Consider the following 14,515-nt stretch of genomic DNA (forward strand, 5'->3'; position numbering starts at 1 on the left):
TTTTTGAGTACTAAACTCTACGTCTTTTTGGAGGACGACATCCATTGTGGGGCATTGGAGTAACATCGATAATCTCTGTAACTTCAATTCCACCGTTATGCAAAGAACGGATAGCAGACTCACGTCCGTTTCCTGGTCCTTTAACATACACTTTTACTTTTTTAAGTCCAGCCTCAAGAGCTACTTTACTACAATCTTCTGCTGCCATTTGAGCTGCGTATGGAGTATTCTTTTTAGAACCTCTAAAACCCATTTTACCAGCTGAAGACCAAGAAATAACTTCACCTTTTTTGTTAGTCAAAGAAATGATGATGTTATTGAAGGTAGCAGAAATATGAGCTTCACCCGTTGATTCAACGATAACTTTACGTTTTTTTGCAGTTGCTTTAGCCATATTACTTATTATTTAGTTGCTTTTTTCTTGTTAGCAACAGTTTTTCTTTTACCTTTTCTTGTTCTAGAGTTGTTTTTAGTTCTTTGTCCTCTTAATGGAAGACCTGATCTATGACGAATACCTCTATAACATCCAATATCCATTAAACGTTTGATGTTTAAAGAAACTTCAGAACGTAATTCTCCTTCAATTTTGAATGTTCCAACAGCTTCACGAATTGCTCCGATCTCGTCATCATTCCAATCTTGAACTTTTTTATCTTGGCTAACTTGAGCTTTTTCTAAAATCTCAATTGCTCTACTTCTTCCTAATCCGAAGATATAGGTTAGTGCTATAACACCTCTCTTATTTTTTGGGATATCTACCCCTGCTATTCTTGCCATAATTATCCTTGTCTTTGTTTAAATCTAGGATTCTTTTTGTTTATTACGTACAATCTCCCTTTTCTACGCACAATTTTGCACTCGGGACTTCTCTTTTTTACTGATGCTCTAACTTTCATAGTGAATATCCTTTAATATCTATAAGTAATTCTTGCTTTTGACAAATCATAAGGACTCATTTCTAGTTTCACTTTATCACCAGGTAATAATTTGATGTAATGCATACGCATTTTTCCAGAAATATGAGCGATTACAATATGTCCATTTTCTAACTCTACACGGAACATTGCATTGGACAATGCCTCAATGATTGATCCGTCCTGTTCTATTGCTGATTGTTTTGCCATAAGTTAAGCTACTGCTTTTCTATTTTTACCACTTTTCATCAAACCATCATAATGTTTATTCAACAAGTATGAATTAATCTGTTGAATAGTATCTATTGCAACTCCAACCATAATTATCAATGAAGTCCCTCCAAAAAACATAGCCCAAGATTGTTGAACATCCATAAGACTTACAACAATGGCTGGGAACACAGCTATCAAAGCAAGAAATAAAGATCCTGGAAAAGTTATTAAAGACATCACTTTATCAAGATAATCTGAAGTCTCAACACCCGGTCTAATACCTGGTATAAAACCACCACTTCTCTTTAAATCATCAGACATCTTATTAGTAGGAACTGTAATTGCTGTATAAAAGAAAGTAAATACAACTATTAACGTTGCAAAAACTAAATTATACCAAAAACCGAACATGTTACTAAAAGCACCAACAACAGATTGAGAAGCATCTGACTTAGATAAACCAGCAACAGCTGCAGGAATAAACATAATAGCTTGTGCAAATATTATAGGCATTACACCTGCTGCATTAAGCTTTAATGGAATCCATTGTCTATTACCACCCATCATATCTTGTTCGAAATCACCAGATGTCGTACGACGAGCATACTGTACTGGAATTTTTCTAATTGCCATAACAAGTAGTACACAAGATATTATCACAAGTAACCAGATAATGATTTCAACAACCAATAACATTGGTCCACCATTATTGTTAGTTACTCTTGTGGTAAATTCTTGAATAAAAGCTTGTGGCAACCTAGCCAAAATACCAACCATTATCAAAAGGGAAATTCCATTTCCAATTCCCTTATCAGTTATTTTTTCTCCCAACCACATAGCAAAAATTGTACCAGTAACTAAGATTACAACTGAGGAAAATAAGAATTCAAAAGAGTTAAACCCTAAAATAAAAGCTGAACTAGGTAAAGTTCTGTAAAGATTGTAGATATAAGTTGGTCCTTGTACTAAAGTTATAACAATAGTTAACCAACGGGTAATTTGATTGATTTTTTTTCTACCACTCTCTCCATCACTCTGAAGTTTTTGCAAATAAGGAATCGCAATTCCCATCAGTTGCACAACAATAGATGCAGAAATATAAGGCATAATTCCCAAAGCAAAAACTGAAGCTTTAGAAAATGCACCTCCGGTAAACATGTCTAGAATAGATCCTAATCCATTTTTTGTTTGCCCAGCTAGTCCTGTTAATTGAGTTGCATCAATCCCAGGAAGCGTAACATGAGCTCCAAAACGATAAACAAGAAGTAGACCTAAAGTAATTAAAATTCTATTTTTTAGTTCTTCTATTTTCCAAACATTACTTATTGATTCAATAAATTTCTTCATCTTAATTGTAATATTACATGATTACAGCTTCTCCACCAGCAGCTTCGATAGCAGCTTTTGCAGTAGCAGTAAATTTGTGAGCAGTTACTTTTAATTTTGCTTTCAATTCTCCTCTACCTAAAATCTTAACGATTTCATTTTTGGTAGCAAGACGATTAGCTACATAAACTGTCATATCAACAGTATCTGTAATTACTCCATTATCAACTAATAATTGAAGAGTATCAAGATTAACACCTTCGTATTCTTTACGATTGATGTTAGTGAAACCAAACTTAGGTACACGTCTTTGAAGTGGCATTTGCCCTCCTTCAAAACCAATCTTTTTAGAATAACCAGAACGAGATTTTGCTCCTTTGTGTCCTCTTGCAGAGGTACCACCTTTACCAGAACCTTCACCTCTACCTAATCTTTTGTTTTGATTGTGTGTAGAACCCTCAGCAGGTTGTAAGTTACTTAAATTCATAACAGTATTTGTTATTTAGCTTCTTCAACAGAAACTAAGTGTTTAACTTTATTTATCATCCCAAGGATAGCAGGATTTGAATCATGCTCTACAACTTGTCCCATTTTACGTAGGCCTAAAGCTTCCAAACCTCTTTTTTGAGTAAGAGGACAGTTGATTTTGCTTCGAACTTGTTTTACTAATAATTTAGCCATAATTTCCTTGAATTAACCTTTAAAAACTTTTTCTAAAGAAACACCTCTTTGTTTTGCAACAGTGTAAGCGCTTCTCATTTGTAATAAAGCATCAAAAGTTGCTTTCACTACGTTGTGAGGATTTGAAGATCCTTGTGATTTAGATAATACATCATGAATTCCTACTGATTCAAGAACTGAACGAACAGCTCCACCAGCAATAACTCCTGTACCATGAGAAGCAGGAATTAAAAATACACGTGCACCACCAAATTTACCTTTTTGTTCGTGAGGAACTGATTGCCCGTTCAAAGGAATTTTCACAAGATTTTTCTTTGCATCTTCTACTGCTTTCGCAATTGCTTCAGAAACGTCTTTAGATTTTCCTAATCCATGACCTACAACTCCATTTTCATCACCTACAACTACAATAGCAGAAAAACCGAAAGCTCTACCTCCTTTTGTAACCTTAGTAACACGATTTACACTCACCAAACGATCTTTTAATTCAAGACCACTTGGTTTTACTAACTCTATATTTTTGTATTTAGACATAATATATTAGAATTTAAGTCCAGCCGCTCTTGCGCCTTCCGCTAATGATTTAATACGACCGTGATATAAATAACCTCCTCTATCGAAAGTTATCACTTCAATACCAGCTTTCAAAGCTTTCTCTGCTACTAGTTTCCCAACTGCAGTTGCCACTTCAAGGTTCGTACCTTTTCCAATTTCTTTTTCTCTTGAAGAAGCAGCTAATATAGTAACTCCGTTTACATCATCAATCAATTGAGCGTAAATTTCTTTGTTACTTCTAAAAACAGATAGTCTCGGGTTAGTAGCAGTACCACTAATCGTTTTTCTAATTCTGAATCTAATACGTTGTCTTCTTTCAGGTTTTGTTAATGACATAATCTTATTTTTTAAGCTGATTTACCTGCTTTTCTTCTTAATACTTCACCTACAAATTTAACACCTTTTCCTTTGTACGGCTCAGGCTTACGGAAACCTCTAATTTTTGCCGCAACTTGACCTAAAAGTTGTTTATCTAATGATGTTAATTTTACAATTGGGTTTTTACCTTTTTCAGATATAGTCTCAAGAGTTACCTCTGGAGCTACTTCTAAAATAATATTGTGAGAGAACCCAAGCGCTAAATCTAACTTTTGTCCTTGATTTGAAGCTCTATAACCAACTCCAACCAATTCTAAAGATTTTGTAAAACCTTCTGTTACACCAATAACCATGTTATTAATTAAAGATCTGTACAAACCGTGTTTTGCTCTTTGGTCTTTATGATCAGAAGATCTTTCTACTAGAACTTGATCTCCTTCAACCGTTACAGTTACGTCCGAAAACTCCTGTGTAAGTTGACCGTTTTTTCCTTTTACTGTAATAATACCGTCGGCAACTGTAATAGTTACACCAGCTGGTATTGTTACTGGGCTTTTACCTATTCTTGACATCTTATATAGTCTTTAAAATTAGTATACGTAACAAATTACTTCTCCACCAACATTTAATTGCTTGGCTTGTTTTCCTGTCATCAACCCTTTTGAAGTTGAAACAATAGCAATTCCTAATCCGTTAAGGATTCTCGGTATTTTAGAAGCACCTGCGTACTTACGTAAACCTGGTTTACTAATTCTTTGGATATCTTTGATTACTGGCTCTTTAGTATCTTTATCATACTTCAAAGCAATTTTGATAGACCCCTGAACAGCGTTGTCTTCAAATTTGTAACTTAAGATATAACCTTGATCAAATAAGATCTTTGTTATCTCTTTTTTTAGATTAGATGCTGGAATTTCGACAACTTTGTGGTTTGCAGCCACAGCGTTTCTAACTCTCGTCAAATAATCTGCAATTGGATCTGTATACATATGTATTGATTTGCGGCTATGGTTTTCAATTAATACTACATTAACTGAACCTTTAACCAGTTTATAAATGTGAAAAACAGACGTGATTACTCACGTCTGAATATTTTTTCTACCAAGATGCTTTTTTAACACCCGGTATCAATCCATTGTTAGCCATTTCACGGAATGTAACACGTGAAATACCGAATTGACGCATATACCCTCTTGGTCTACCTGTCAATTTGCAACGATTGTGCAAACGAACTGGCGAAGCATTTTTCGGTAATTTTTGCAAACCTACGAAATCTCCAGCTTCTAACAAAGCTTTTCTTTTCTCAGCATACTTAGCTACCGTTTTTTCTCTCTTAACCTCACGGGCTTTCATTGATTCTTTAGCCATATCTTAATTCTTTTTAAAAGGTAAACCTAATTCAGCCAACAATGACTTTGCTTCTTTATCTGTTTTTGCAGTAGTTACAAAAGAAATGTCCATTCCAGATATTTTATTTACTTTGTCAATATCAATTTCAGGGAAAATGATTTGCTCTAAAACACCTAAATTATAGTTTCCTCTACCGTCAAAACCAGTTGCTTTAATACCACTGAAATCTCTAACACGTGGTAATGCAGAAGTAATAAGTCTATCTAAAAACTCATACATTCTTTCTCCGCGCAAAGTAACTTTTGCTCCAATAGGCATCCCTTTTCTCAATTTAAAAGACGCAACGTCTTTCTTTGAGATAGTAGATACTGCTTTTTGTCCAGTTATCTTTGTCAATTCATCAACTGCATAGTCAATCAATTTTTTATCAGATACTGCTGCACCAACTCCCTTACTCAAAACGATTTTTTCCAATTTTGGAACTTGCATTACGTTTGTGTAACCGAATTCTTCTTTAAGAGCAGAGATAACTCTACTCTTATATTCTTCTTTTAGTCTAGGTATATATGCCATTACTATAGTACTTGATTAGATTTTTTTGAAAATCTTACTTTCTTATCTCCTTCAACTCTGATACCCACTCTTGTTGTCTCCTTAGTTTTAGGATCAATTAGAGAGATATTAGAAATTTGAATAGAAGCTTCTTTCTTTACAATACCACCTTGAGGGCTTTTTGCACTAGGTTTCGTATGTTTAGAAACCATGTTTACACCTTCAACAATTGCTTTGTTTTTCTCACGGTAAACACGCAAAACTTTACCTTCAGCACCTTTATGGTCTCCAGCAATTACTCTTACGATGTCTCCTGATTTTATTTTTAGCTTTATCATCTTAAAACGAATTAAAGCACTTCTGGTGCTAATGATACAATTTTCATGAATTGTTTTTCACGAAGTTCTCTTGCTACCGGACCAAAAACACGTGTTCCTCTCATTTCACCTGCAGCATTCAAAAGAACACAAGCATTATCATCGAAACGGATATAAGAACCATCAGCTCTTCTCACTTCTTTTTTGGTACGTACAACAACTGCAGTTGAAACAGCACCTTTTTTAACGTTTCCGTTAGGTGTTGCGTCTTTTATAGATACTACAATCTTGTCTCCAACAGAGGCATACCTTCTTTTGGTACCTCCTAAAACACGGATAGTTAAAACTTCTTTTGCTCCCGTGTTATCTGCTACTTTTAGTCTTGATTCTTGTTGTACCATAATTATTTAGCTCTTTCTAGGATTTCAACTAATCTCCAACATTTTGATTTACTCAAAGGACGCGTTTCGCTAATTCTTACAGTATCTCCTATGTTACAGTCGTTTGTTTCGTCATGTGCAACAAATTTCTTTGTTTTCAACACGAACTTACCGTATAATGGGTGTTTTACTTTAGTTACCTGAGCAACCACAATGGATTTATCCATTTTGTTTGAAGTAACAACCCCAACTCTTTCTTTTCTTAAATTTCTTTTTTCTTCCATCTTTCAGCAGAATTATTGTAATTCTCTTTTAGTAAGTTCTGTAGCTAATCTCGCAACTGTTCTTCTTACACTTCTAATTTGAAGTGGGTTCTCAATTGGAGAAATAGCGTGAGCCATTTTTAGATCAGCATATGCCTTCTTAGTTTGGCTAAGTTTTTCTTGCAACTCCGCTGCAGAAAGATCTTTTATTTCTGATTGTTTCATAATATAATATAGATTATGCTTCGAAATCTCTAGCAATAACGAACTTAGTTTTTACTGGAAGCTTTTGAGCTGCAAGGCGTAAAGCCTCTTTTGCAACTGACAAAGGAACTCCTCCAACTTCAAACATAATTCTTCCGGGTTTAACAACGGCAGCCCAATATTCAACGGCACCTTTACCTTTACCCATACGTACCTCAAGAGGTTTCTTAGTGATAGGTTTGTCTGGAAATATTTTGATCCATAATTGTCCTTCTCTTTTCATAAAACGAGTTGCAGCGATACGTGCAGCTTCGATTTGACGAGAGGTTAAGAACATTCCATCTTCATGTACAGATTTAATACCAAACATTCCATTAGAAAGTTCATGTCCTCTTTGAGAATTTCCTTTCATTTTACCTTTTTGTACCTTACGGTATTTTGTTCTTTTAGGCTGTAACATTTTTCTTTAGTTTAAAAATTTACTTTCGTTTACGAGCGTCTGGTTTTCCACCTTTATTAAACGGCTTTCTGTCTCCTCTAGGAGAATCTCCACCTTTACCACCAGCTTGTTTTTTGTCCATTCCAGCAAGTGGAGAAAGATCTCTCTTTCCATAAACTTCACCTTTCATGATCCATACTTTGATACCCATTCTACCATAAGTAGTATGAGCTTCAGCCAAAGCATAATCAATATCAGCTCTGAAAGTTGATAGAGGAATTCTACCTTCTTTGAAACCTTCTGAACGAGCCATCTCAGCACCATTCAAACGACCAGAAATCAAAACTTTGATACCTTCAGCGTTCATACGCATACTAGCAGCAATAGCCATTTTGATTGCACGTCTGTAAGAAATTCTGCTTTCGATTTGACGACAGATGCTTGTAGCAACTAGATACGCGTCAAGTTCAGGTCTTTTTATTTCAAAGATGTTGATTTGAACCTCTTTGTCAGTAATTTTCTTAAGTTCCTCTTTCAACTTGTCTACCTCTTGTCCACCTTTCCCAATAATAATACCAGGTCTTGCAGTAGTGATAGTAACGGTTACAAGTTTCAAAGTTCTCTCGATGATTACTTTCGATACACTAGCTTTTGATAAACGAGCATGGATATACTTTCTGATTTTATAATCTTCGGCTAATTTATCACCGTAATCATTTCCACCATACCAGTTTGAGTCCCATCCTCTGATGATACCAAGTCTATTTCCAATTGGATTTGTCTTTTGTCCCATGCTGCTTAAGAATTGCTTTGTGTGTTATTGATAGCTCCTAACACGATTGTAACGTGATTAGAACGTTTTCTTATTCTGTGTGCTCTACCTTGTGGAGCTGGACGAAGTCTTTTCAACATCATTCCACCATCTACACGGATTTCTTTAACAAATAATCCAGCTTCTTCAAGATTACCTTCACTATTTTTTTGCTCCCAGTTATTGATTGCAGATAATAATAGTTTTTCTAATTTTCTTGAAGCTTCTTTTGAACTGAATCTTAATATGTTAAGTGCTCTTTCTACCTTCTGACCTCTTACCAAGTCCGCTACTAAGCGCATTTTTCTAGGTGAAGTAGGGCAGTTATTCAATTTTGCGAAAGCTATAGACTTATTAGCCTCTTTTCTCGCATCTGCTGTTTCTCTTTTACGAACTCCCATTGCTTCTTATTTTTTACCTTTATTTTTTGCTCCAGCATGACCTCTAAAAGATCTAGTTGGTGAAAATTCTCCTAATTTGTGACCTACCATGTTTTCTGTTACGTAAACTGGTACAAATTGACGACCGTTATGAACTGCGATAGTTTGCCCAACGAAGTCTGGAGTAATCATAGAAGCTCTTGACCATGTCTTAACAACTCCTTTATTTCCACCTGCGATGTTTTCTGCAACTTTCTTGTCTAACTTATAATGAACGAAAGGTCCTTTTTTTAATGAACGTGCCATATCTTATTATTTCTTTCTACGTTCTACGATATACTTGTTACTCGGGTTTTTCTTAGAACGAGTTCTATAACCTTTAGCTGGTATTCCATTTCTTGAACGTGGATGTCCACCAGAAGAACGTCCTTCACCACCACCCATTGGGTGATCGACAGGGTTCATTGCAACAGGTCTTGTTCTAGGTCTTCTTCCTAACCATCTTGTTCTACCTGCTTTTCCAGATACAACTAATTGGTGGTCTGAATTAGAAACTGCTCCAATTGTAGCTGAACAAGTCAACAAGATTAATCTTGTTTCACCTGAAGGCATTTTAATTGTCGCATATTTTCCATCTCTTGCCATTAATTGAGCAAATGTTCCAGCAGAACGAGCGATTACAGCCCCTTGTCCTGGTCTCAATTCGATACAAGATATAACAGTTCCTAAAGGAATTCTGCTTAAAGGTAAAGTATTACCAATTTCAGGTTGAGATTCTGGCCCAGAAACTACTTTCTGACCAACTTTCAATCCGTTTTGAGCAATAATATATGTTTTCTCACCATCAGCATAAGCTAATAAAGCGATAAACGCAGTACGATTTGGATCGTATTCGATTGATTTCACTGTAGCTGGAATTGCTTCTTTTGTACGTTTGAAATCAATAATACGATATCTCTGCTTGTGACCACCACCCGTATAACGCATGGTCATCTTTCCTTGACTATTTCTACCTCCAGAGTTTTTTATCGGCGCTATCAAAGAGCGTTCCGGCTTATCAGTTGTAATGGCGTCATAACCATTCACAACTCTAAATCGCTGACCTGGGGTAATAGGTTTTAATTTTCTTACTGACATTTTATCTTAGATATTGTTGTAAAAATCAATTGTTTCTCCTTCTTGTACTTGAACAATCGCTTTTTTAATTGCGTTAGTCTTTCCACTGATTAAACCACTTTTAGTGTATTTTGTAGTTCTATCTGGTCTCACATTCATTGTATTAACACTCAAAACATTTACTCCATAAGCAGCCTCAACAGCTTTCTTAATTTGTACTTTGTTTGCTTTTCTGTCAACAACGAATCCGAAGCGGTTTAAAACTTCACTTTCTTTGGTTACTTTTTCCGTTACTATAGGTTTAATTATGATGCTCATATCCTATTATTTACTTAAATTTTCTTCAATTACTTCCAAAGAACTCTCCAAAAGCACTAAATTATTAGCATTTAAAATAGCGTAAGTGCTTAATTCATAGCTACTTACGACATTTGCAGCCTTTAAATTTCGTGAGGACAAATATACGTTTTTATTCGTATCACCCAACACAAACAGTGATTTTTTATTTTCTAACTCTAAAGCTTTCAAAACATTAATGAAATTTTTAGTGTTTGGCGTTTCAAAATTAAAATCTTCAAGTACGATTATATTCGACTCTTTTGCTTTAATTGAAAATGCAGATTTTCTAGCAAGACGTTTCAAGTTTTTATTCAATTTAAATGAATAACTTCTTGGTCTAGGTCCAAAAACCGTACCTCCACCTTTAAACAAAGGGTTTTTAGCACTACCCGCACGAGCTGTACCTGTTCCTTTTTGTTTTTTAATCTTACGTGTACTTCCCGCAACTTCAGCTCTTTCTTTAGCTTTGTGAGTACCTTGTCTTTGATTAGCCAAATATTGCTTTACATCAAGATATACAGCATGATTATTTGGTTCGATTGCGAAAACTGAATCAGAAAGTTGAACTTTTCTTCCAGTATCTTTTCCGTTGAAATCTAATACTTTTACTTCCATTACTTCTGAATGATTACATAAGAGTTTTTGCAACCAGGAATACATCCTTTAACAACAAGTAGGTTCTTATCAGCAACTACTTTTAAAACTCTAAGGTTTTGAACTTTTACATTATCTCCTCCCATTCTTCCAGCCATACGCATTCCTTTGAATACTCTAGATGGATAAGAAGAAGCTCCTACAGAACCTGGCGCTCTTAAACGGTTGTGTTGACCGTGAGTTGCTTGTCCAACACCACCAAAACCGTGACGTTTCACAACCCCTTGAAAACCTTTACCTTTAGATACACCTTGTACATCTACAAATTCTCCTTCAGCAAAAATAGAAACATCAATAAGATCTCCTAATTTTTGTTCTGTTGCAAAATCCTGGAATTCAACGACTTTTTTCTTAGCTACAGTTCCAGCTTTCTTAAAGTGACCTACAGCCGCTTTTGTGGAATGTTTCTCGTTTTTGTCATCGAAACCAAGTTGCAACGCTTCATACCCGTCAACACCTTTGGTTCTGACTTGGGTAACAACGCATGGTCCAGCTTCGATTACTGTACAAGGAATATTCTTCCCGTTTTCGTCGAAAATACTAGTCATGCCGATTTTTCTACCAATTAACCCAGACATAAATATTAATTATTAATTATTAAATATAAATATAGAACGCAGCTTTTAAGCAAATCCTATTTTTTAAGTGGGTGCAAATGTATAACTTATTTACACACAAACCAAAAAAATATTTTTTACCTAAAAACGGCGTTCCTTTTTACTCTTAAAGTACTTAAACTTTTATTTCAACTTCAACTCCACTTGGCAATTCAAGTTTCATTAAAGCATCAATAGTTTTAGATGAAGATGAATAAATATCAATTAATCTCTTATATGACATTACTTCAAATTGCTCTCTAGCTTTTTTGTTTACGTGTGGAGAACGCAATACTGTAAAAAGTTTTTTGTGTGTTGGTAATGGAATTGGACCAGTTACAACAGCACCTGTTGTTTTTACCGTTTTTACAATCTTTTCAGCAGACTTATCTACCAACATGTGATCGTAAGATTTTAATTTTATTCTGATTTTTTGACTCATTTTCTTAAAGATTATGCGTTTCCTTTTGCTTTTTTGATAACTGCTTCTGAAATATTAGAAGGCGTTTCAGCGTAGTGTGAAAATTCCATTGTTGAAGTTGCTCTACCAGACGACAATGTTCTCAATGTTGTCACATATCCAAACATTTCTGATAAAGGCACATCAGCCTTAATAGTTTTAGCACCTGCTCTGTCTCCCATATCATTCACCTGACCTCTACGACGGTTAATATCACCAACGATATCTCCCATGTTTTCTTCTGGCGTAATCACTTCCATCTTCATGATTGGCTCAAGAATTACAGCTCCAGCAGCCTTAGCTACTTCTCTATACCCCATTCTAGCTGCTAATTCAAACGAAAGAGCATCAGAATCGACAGGGTGGAAAGATCCGTCTAACAAAGTTACTTTCAAACTATCTACTTGGTACCCTGCTAAAGGACCAGTTTTCATAGCTTCACGGAAACCTTTTTCAACAGAAGGGATGTATTCCTTAGGAACGTTACCTCCTTTTACAGCATTCACAAACTGTAATCCAACTGGAGTTTTACCATCAACTTCATCAGCAGGCTCTAAAATAAATACGATATCACCGAATTTACCACGACCTCCAGATTGTTTCTTATAAGTCTCTCTATGTTGTGCTTTTTTAGTAAACGCTTCTTTGTATTCAACCTGAGGCTCACCTTGATTTACTTCAACTTTGAATTCACGTCTCATTCTATCAACCAAGATATCTAAGTGAAGCTCACCCATACCAGAGATAATAGTTTGACCTGAAGCTTCATCAGTTCTAACCGTAAAAGTTGGATCCTCTTCAGCTAATTTAGCCAAAGCCATACCCATTTTATCTACGTCAGCTTTAGTTTTAGGCTCAATAGCAATACCAATTACCGGTGCAGGGAATTTCATAGACTCAAGAATAATTGGGTGTTTTTCATCACACAATGTATCTCCAGTTTTAATATCTTTAAATCCAACAGCAGCTCCAATATCACCAGCCTCAATATATTCGATTGGGTTTTGCTTGTTAGCATGCATTTGGTAGATACGAGAAATTCTTTCTTTGTTACCAGAACGAGTATTCAATACATAAGAACCAGCATCAAGTCTTCCTGAATATGCACGGAAGAAAGCCAAACGACCTACGAATGGGTCAGTAGCAATTTTAAAAGCTAAAGCAGCGAAAGGCTCTTTAACATCTGGCTTACGCAAAATTTTAGTTTGATCTTCTTCCAATAATTCAGCATCATCTGGATGAATACCAGTAATACCTTCTTTATCCATAGGAGACGGCAAGTACTTACATACCGCATCTAACATGAATTGAACCCCTTTGTTTTTAAAAGAAGAACCAGCAATCATTGGAATGATAGCCATATCCATTACAGCTGCTCTTAAAGCAATGTTGATTTCTTCCTCCGTAATAGAGTCTTCATCTTCCATGAATTTTTCAAGCAAAGTCTCATCATAATCCGCAACTGCTTCAATAAGAATCGACCTGTACTCTTTCACTTCTTCAAGCATATCTTCCGGAATAGGCACAATGTCATAAGTAGCCCCTAAACCTTCTTCATGCCAAACAATAGCTTGGTTTTTAACTAAATCAACTACCCCTTTGAAATCATTTTCTTCACCAATTGGCAAAGTGATTGCAACAGCATTTGATTTTAACATATCTCTTACTTGTTGACAAACCATCAAAAAGTTAGACCCTTGTCTATCCATTTTATTAACGAATCCAATACGCGGTACACGGTATTGATCTGCTAATCTCCAGTTAGTTTCAGATTGAGGCTCAACACCATCAACTGCACTAAATAAGAAAACCAAACCATCAAGTACACGCAAAGAACGGTTAACTTCAACTGTAAAGTCAACGTGTCCTGGGGTATCGATAATATTAAAGTGATAAGGCAATGTATTAGGTAAAATTCTACCTTGTTCTGTTGGGAAATTCCATTCACAAGTAGTAGCAGCAGAAGTAATTGTAATACCTCTTTCTTGCTCTTGCGCCATCCAGTCCATTGTTGCAGCACCATCGTGTACTTCACCAATTTTATGTGATTTTCCAGTATAGAATAATATACGCTCAGTTGTTGTTGTTTTACCAGCATCAATGTGAGCAGCAATTCCTATATTCCTTGTATATTTAAGATCTCTAGCCATTTCTTAAGAATTAAAATCTAAAGTGAGAGAAAGCCTTATTAGCTTCTGCCATTTTGTGAGTATCCATTCTTTTCTTAACAGCAGCTCCTTCTTCTTTAGCCGCAGCTAAACATTCTGAAGCTAATCTCTGAGCCATTGATTTTTCGTTTCTTCTTCTTGAATAAAGAATCAACCATTTCATAGCCATAGAAATTTTTCTGTCTGGTCTAATTTGCATTGGAATTTGAAATGTAGCTCCACCAACTCTACGACTACGTACTTCTACGTGAGGCATAACGTTTGTTAAAGCATCTTTCCAAATTTCTAATGAAGATTTTTCTGAATCTTGCTTTTTAGTTTCTATAATGTCAATTGCATCATAAAAAACTTTAAAAGCTGTTGATTTCTTACCATCCCACATTAAGTTGTTTACAAAACGTGTTACCAATTGGTCGTTAAACCTTGGATCTGGTAAAAGTGGTCTTTTCTTTGCCGCTCTTTTTCTCATGTCTTTTTTT

General features: G+C 35.5%; 28 protein-coding genes. All 28 read right to left on the reverse strand.

Features of this window, described 5'->3' with window-relative positions; translation table 11 throughout:
* Nucleotides 1-10: 10 nt before the first annotated feature.
* The gene (gene rpsK / locus HQN62_RS17500) at nucleotides 11-394 is read right to left on the reverse strand and encodes a 30S ribosomal protein S11 (RefSeq protein WP_024981527.1); all 384 of its coding nucleotides are present in this window, start codon (nucleotides 392-394) and stop codon (nucleotides 11-13) included.
* 8 nt (nucleotides 395-402) lie between these two features.
* Nucleotides 403-777 (reverse strand): 30S ribosomal protein S13, encoded by a 375-nt coding sequence (gene rpsM, locus HQN62_RS17505; RefSeq protein WP_100433334.1) that lies wholly within the window; start codon nucleotides 775-777, stop codon nucleotides 403-405.
* A 2-nt stretch (nucleotides 778-779) separates the two neighbouring features.
* Entirely contained in the window at nucleotides 780-896 is a 117-nt protein-coding gene (gene ykgO, locus HQN62_RS17510) for a type B 50S ribosomal protein L36 (RefSeq protein ID WP_008992256.1), read from the reverse strand.
* A gap of 12 nt (nucleotides 897-908) precedes the next feature.
* Nucleotides 909-1,124, reverse strand: coding sequence for a translation initiation factor IF-1 (gene infA, locus HQN62_RS17515; protein WP_007136545.1), 216 nt, complete (start codon nucleotides 1,122-1,124; stop codon nucleotides 909-911).
* Between the two features lie 3 nt (nucleotides 1,125-1,127).
* Nucleotides 1,128-2,474 (reverse strand): preprotein translocase subunit SecY, encoded by a 1,347-nt coding sequence (gene secY, locus HQN62_RS17520; RefSeq protein ID WP_111411023.1) that lies wholly within the window; start codon nucleotides 2,472-2,474, stop codon nucleotides 1,128-1,130.
* Nucleotides 2,475-2,487: 13 nt separating this feature from the next.
* Nucleotides 2,488-2,940: a 50S ribosomal protein L15 gene (gene rplO, locus HQN62_RS17525; protein WP_100433332.1), complete on the reverse strand. Its 453-nt coding sequence runs from the start codon at nucleotides 2,938-2,940 to the stop codon at nucleotides 2,488-2,490.
* An 11-nt stretch (nucleotides 2,941-2,951) separates the two neighbouring features.
* Nucleotides 2,952-3,134 (reverse strand): 50S ribosomal protein L30, encoded by a 183-nt coding sequence (gene rpmD / locus HQN62_RS17530; RefSeq protein WP_026706255.1) that lies wholly within the window; start codon nucleotides 3,132-3,134, stop codon nucleotides 2,952-2,954.
* A 12-nt stretch (nucleotides 3,135-3,146) separates the two neighbouring features.
* Nucleotides 3,147-3,671 carry a 30S ribosomal protein S5 gene (gene rpsE, locus HQN62_RS17535; protein ID WP_116797193.1) on the reverse strand — a complete coding sequence of 175 codons (525 nt, stop codon included), beginning with the start codon at nucleotides 3,669-3,671 and terminating at the stop codon, nucleotides 3,147-3,149.
* 3 nt (nucleotides 3,672-3,674) lie between these two features.
* Nucleotides 3,675-4,025 carry a 50S ribosomal protein L18 gene (rplR, locus tag HQN62_RS17540; RefSeq protein WP_116797192.1) on the reverse strand — a complete coding sequence of 117 codons (351 nt, stop codon included), beginning with the start codon at nucleotides 4,023-4,025 and terminating at the stop codon, nucleotides 3,675-3,677.
* 11 nt (nucleotides 4,026-4,036) lie between these two features.
* Nucleotides 4,037-4,579, reverse strand: coding sequence for a 50S ribosomal protein L6 (gene rplF, locus HQN62_RS17545; RefSeq protein WP_111411025.1), 543 nt, complete (start codon nucleotides 4,577-4,579; stop codon nucleotides 4,037-4,039).
* An 18-nt stretch (nucleotides 4,580-4,597) separates the two neighbouring features.
* Complete coding sequence (gene rpsH / locus HQN62_RS17550; protein WP_077377752.1) at nucleotides 4,598-4,996, reverse strand: 30S ribosomal protein S8; 399 nt, start codon at nucleotides 4,994-4,996, stop codon at nucleotides 4,598-4,600.
* A gap of 109 nt (nucleotides 4,997-5,105) precedes the next feature.
* Complete coding sequence (rpsN, locus tag HQN62_RS17555) at nucleotides 5,106-5,375, reverse strand: 30S ribosomal protein S14 (RefSeq protein ID WP_026707007.1); 270 nt, start codon at nucleotides 5,373-5,375, stop codon at nucleotides 5,106-5,108.
* A gap of 3 nt (nucleotides 5,376-5,378) precedes the next feature.
* Nucleotides 5,379-5,930 (reverse strand): 50S ribosomal protein L5, encoded by a 552-nt coding sequence (gene rplE, locus HQN62_RS17560; protein ID WP_077377755.1) that lies wholly within the window; start codon nucleotides 5,928-5,930, stop codon nucleotides 5,379-5,381.
* A gap of 2 nt (nucleotides 5,931-5,932) precedes the next feature.
* Complete coding sequence (rplX, locus tag HQN62_RS17565; protein WP_035668111.1) at nucleotides 5,933-6,247, reverse strand: 50S ribosomal protein L24; 315 nt, start codon at nucleotides 6,245-6,247, stop codon at nucleotides 5,933-5,935.
* A gap of 11 nt (nucleotides 6,248-6,258) precedes the next feature.
* A complete protein-coding gene (rplN, locus tag HQN62_RS17570) occupies nucleotides 6,259-6,627 on the reverse strand; it encodes a 50S ribosomal protein L14 (protein ID WP_007803649.1) in 369 nt (122 codons plus the stop codon).
* 2 nt (nucleotides 6,628-6,629) lie between these two features.
* Entirely contained in the window at nucleotides 6,630-6,890 is a 261-nt protein-coding gene (gene rpsQ, locus HQN62_RS17575; protein ID WP_026707010.1) for a 30S ribosomal protein S17, read from the reverse strand.
* A 12-nt stretch (nucleotides 6,891-6,902) separates the two neighbouring features.
* On the reverse strand, nucleotides 6,903-7,094 hold the full coding sequence (rpmC, locus tag HQN62_RS17580; RefSeq protein WP_035668115.1) for a 50S ribosomal protein L29: 192 nt from the start codon (nucleotides 7,092-7,094) through the stop codon (nucleotides 6,903-6,905).
* Nucleotides 7,095-7,107: 13 nt separating this feature from the next.
* On the reverse strand, nucleotides 7,108-7,533 hold the full coding sequence (rplP, locus tag HQN62_RS17585; RefSeq protein WP_100433326.1) for a 50S ribosomal protein L16: 426 nt from the start codon (nucleotides 7,531-7,533) through the stop codon (nucleotides 7,108-7,110).
* A 19-nt stretch (nucleotides 7,534-7,552) separates the two neighbouring features.
* The gene (gene rpsC, locus HQN62_RS17590) at nucleotides 7,553-8,305 is read right to left on the reverse strand and encodes a 30S ribosomal protein S3 (RefSeq protein ID WP_116797190.1); all 753 of its coding nucleotides are present in this window, start codon (nucleotides 8,303-8,305) and stop codon (nucleotides 7,553-7,555) included.
* A gap of 5 nt (nucleotides 8,306-8,310) precedes the next feature.
* Nucleotides 8,311-8,724, reverse strand: a complete 414-nt coding sequence (rplV, locus tag HQN62_RS17595) for a 50S ribosomal protein L22 (RefSeq protein WP_007803631.1) — start codon at nucleotides 8,722-8,724, stop codon at nucleotides 8,311-8,313.
* Nucleotides 8,725-8,730: 6 nt separating this feature from the next.
* Nucleotides 8,731-9,009 (reverse strand): 30S ribosomal protein S19, encoded by a 279-nt coding sequence (rpsS, locus tag HQN62_RS17600; RefSeq protein WP_035637298.1) that lies wholly within the window; start codon nucleotides 9,007-9,009, stop codon nucleotides 8,731-8,733.
* 6 nt (nucleotides 9,010-9,015) lie between these two features.
* Nucleotides 9,016-9,840: a 50S ribosomal protein L2 gene (gene rplB / locus HQN62_RS17605; RefSeq protein ID WP_077377767.1), complete on the reverse strand. Its 825-nt coding sequence runs from the start codon at nucleotides 9,838-9,840 to the stop codon at nucleotides 9,016-9,018.
* 6 nt (nucleotides 9,841-9,846) lie between these two features.
* Complete coding sequence (gene rplW / locus HQN62_RS17610) at nucleotides 9,847-10,137, reverse strand: 50S ribosomal protein L23 (protein ID WP_077377770.1); 291 nt, start codon at nucleotides 10,135-10,137, stop codon at nucleotides 9,847-9,849.
* Between the two features lie 6 nt (nucleotides 10,138-10,143).
* Nucleotides 10,144-10,773, reverse strand: coding sequence for a 50S ribosomal protein L4 (rplD, locus tag HQN62_RS17615; protein ID WP_116797189.1), 630 nt, complete (start codon nucleotides 10,771-10,773; stop codon nucleotides 10,144-10,146).
* On the reverse strand, nucleotides 10,773-11,390 hold the full coding sequence (gene rplC / locus HQN62_RS17620) for a 50S ribosomal protein L3 (protein WP_077377776.1): 618 nt from the start codon (nucleotides 11,388-11,390) through the stop codon (nucleotides 10,773-10,775). The genes rplD and rplC overlap by 1 nt, the downstream gene beginning before the upstream one ends.
* 154 nt (nucleotides 11,391-11,544) lie before the next feature.
* Nucleotides 11,545-11,850: a 30S ribosomal protein S10 gene (gene rpsJ, locus HQN62_RS17625; RefSeq protein WP_007803605.1), complete on the reverse strand. Its 306-nt coding sequence runs from the start codon at nucleotides 11,848-11,850 to the stop codon at nucleotides 11,545-11,547.
* An 11-nt stretch (nucleotides 11,851-11,861) separates the two neighbouring features.
* Nucleotides 11,862-14,018 (reverse strand): elongation factor G, encoded by a 2,157-nt coding sequence (gene fusA / locus HQN62_RS17630; protein ID WP_116797188.1) that lies wholly within the window; start codon nucleotides 14,016-14,018, stop codon nucleotides 11,862-11,864.
* A 10-nt stretch (nucleotides 14,019-14,028) separates the two neighbouring features.
* Nucleotides 14,029-14,505, reverse strand: a complete 477-nt coding sequence (gene rpsG / locus HQN62_RS17635; RefSeq protein WP_035637287.1) for a 30S ribosomal protein S7 — start codon at nucleotides 14,503-14,505, stop codon at nucleotides 14,029-14,031.
* Between the last annotated feature and the right edge of the window lie 10 nt (nucleotides 14,506-14,515).

The sequence above is a fragment of the Flavobacterium sp. M31R6 genome (assembly GCF_013284035.1).
In the GTDB taxonomy this organism is placed as follows: domain Bacteria; phylum Bacteroidota; class Bacteroidia; order Flavobacteriales; family Flavobacteriaceae; genus Flavobacterium.

Coding starts and splice junctions, on each gene's coding strand:
- fusA (WP_116797188.1), bottom strand. CDS start 14,018: ATGGCTAGAGATCTTAAATATACAAGGAATATAGGAATTGCTGCTCAC.
- rplC (WP_077377776.1), bottom strand. CDS start 11,390: ATGTCTGGGTTAATTGGTAGAAAAATCGGCATGACTAGTATTTTCGAC.
- rpsQ (WP_026707010.1), bottom strand. CDS start 6,890: ATGGAAGAAAAAAGAAATTTAAGAAAAGAAAGAGTTGGGGTTGTTACT.
- rpsG (WP_035637287.1), bottom strand. CDS start 14,505: ATGAGAAAAAGAGCGGCAAAGAAAAGACCACTTTTACCAGATCCAAGG.
- infA (WP_007136545.1), bottom strand. CDS start 1,124: ATGGCAAAACAATCAGCAATAGAACAGGACGGATCAATCATTGAGGCA.
- rplR (WP_116797192.1), bottom strand. CDS start 4,025: ATGTCATTAACAAAACCTGAAAGAAGACAACGTATTAGATTCAGAATT.
- rplP (WP_100433326.1), bottom strand. CDS start 7,533: ATGTTACAGCCTAAAAGAACAAAATACCGTAAGGTACAAAAAGGTAAA.
- ykgO (WP_008992256.1), bottom strand. CDS start 896: ATGAAAGTTAGAGCATCAGTAAAAAAGAGAAGTCCCGAGTGCAAAATT.
- rpmC (WP_035668115.1), bottom strand. CDS start 7,094: ATGAAACAATCAGAAATAAAAGATCTTTCTGCAGCGGAGTTGCAAGAA.
- rplN (WP_007803649.1), bottom strand. CDS start 6,627: ATGGTACAACAAGAATCAAGACTAAAAGTAGCAGATAACACGGGAGCA.
- rplE (WP_077377755.1), bottom strand. CDS start 5,930: ATGGCATATATACCTAGACTAAAAGAAGAATATAAGAGTAGAGTTATC.
- rpsH (WP_077377752.1), bottom strand. CDS start 4,996: ATGTATACAGATCCAATTGCAGATTATTTGACGAGAGTTAGAAACGCT.
- rpsM (WP_100433334.1), bottom strand. CDS start 777: ATGGCAAGAATAGCAGGGGTAGATATCCCAAAAAATAAGAGAGGTGTT.
- rpsC (WP_116797190.1), bottom strand. CDS start 8,305: ATGGGACAAAAGACAAATCCAATTGGAAATAGACTTGGTATCATCAGA.
- rplF (WP_111411025.1), bottom strand. CDS start 4,579: ATGTCAAGAATAGGTAAAAGCCCAGTAACAATACCAGCTGGTGTAACT.
- rpsJ (WP_007803605.1), bottom strand. CDS start 11,850: ATGAGTCAAAAAATCAGAATAAAATTAAAATCTTACGATCACATGTTG.
- rplD (WP_116797189.1), bottom strand. CDS start 10,773: ATGGAAGTAAAAGTATTAGATTTCAACGGAAAAGATACTGGAAGAAAA.
- rplX (WP_035668111.1), bottom strand. CDS start 6,247: ATGATAAAGCTAAAAATAAAATCAGGAGACATCGTAAGAGTAATTGCT.
- secY (WP_111411023.1), bottom strand. CDS start 2,474: ATGAAGAAATTTATTGAATCAATAAGTAATGTTTGGAAAATAGAAGAA.
- rpsS (WP_035637298.1), bottom strand. CDS start 9,009: ATGGCACGTTCATTAAAAAAAGGACCTTTCGTTCATTATAAGTTAGAC.
- rplV (WP_007803631.1), bottom strand. CDS start 8,724: ATGGGAGTTCGTAAAAGAGAAACAGCAGATGCGAGAAAAGAGGCTAAT.
- rpsK (WP_024981527.1), bottom strand. CDS start 394: ATGGCTAAAGCAACTGCAAAAAAACGTAAAGTTATCGTTGAATCAACG.
- rplW (WP_077377770.1), bottom strand. CDS start 10,137: ATGAGCATCATAATTAAACCTATAGTAACGGAAAAAGTAACCAAAGAA.
- rpmD (WP_026706255.1), bottom strand. CDS start 3,134: ATGGCTAAATTATTAGTAAAACAAGTTCGAAGCAAAATCAACTGTCCT.
- rplO (WP_100433332.1), bottom strand. CDS start 2,940: ATGAATTTAAGTAACTTACAACCTGCTGAGGGTTCTACACACAATCAA.
- rpsN (WP_026707007.1), bottom strand. CDS start 5,375: ATGGCTAAAGAATCAATGAAAGCCCGTGAGGTTAAGAGAGAAAAAACG.
- rplB (WP_077377767.1), bottom strand. CDS start 9,840: ATGTCAGTAAGAAAATTAAAACCTATTACCCCAGGTCAGCGATTTAGA.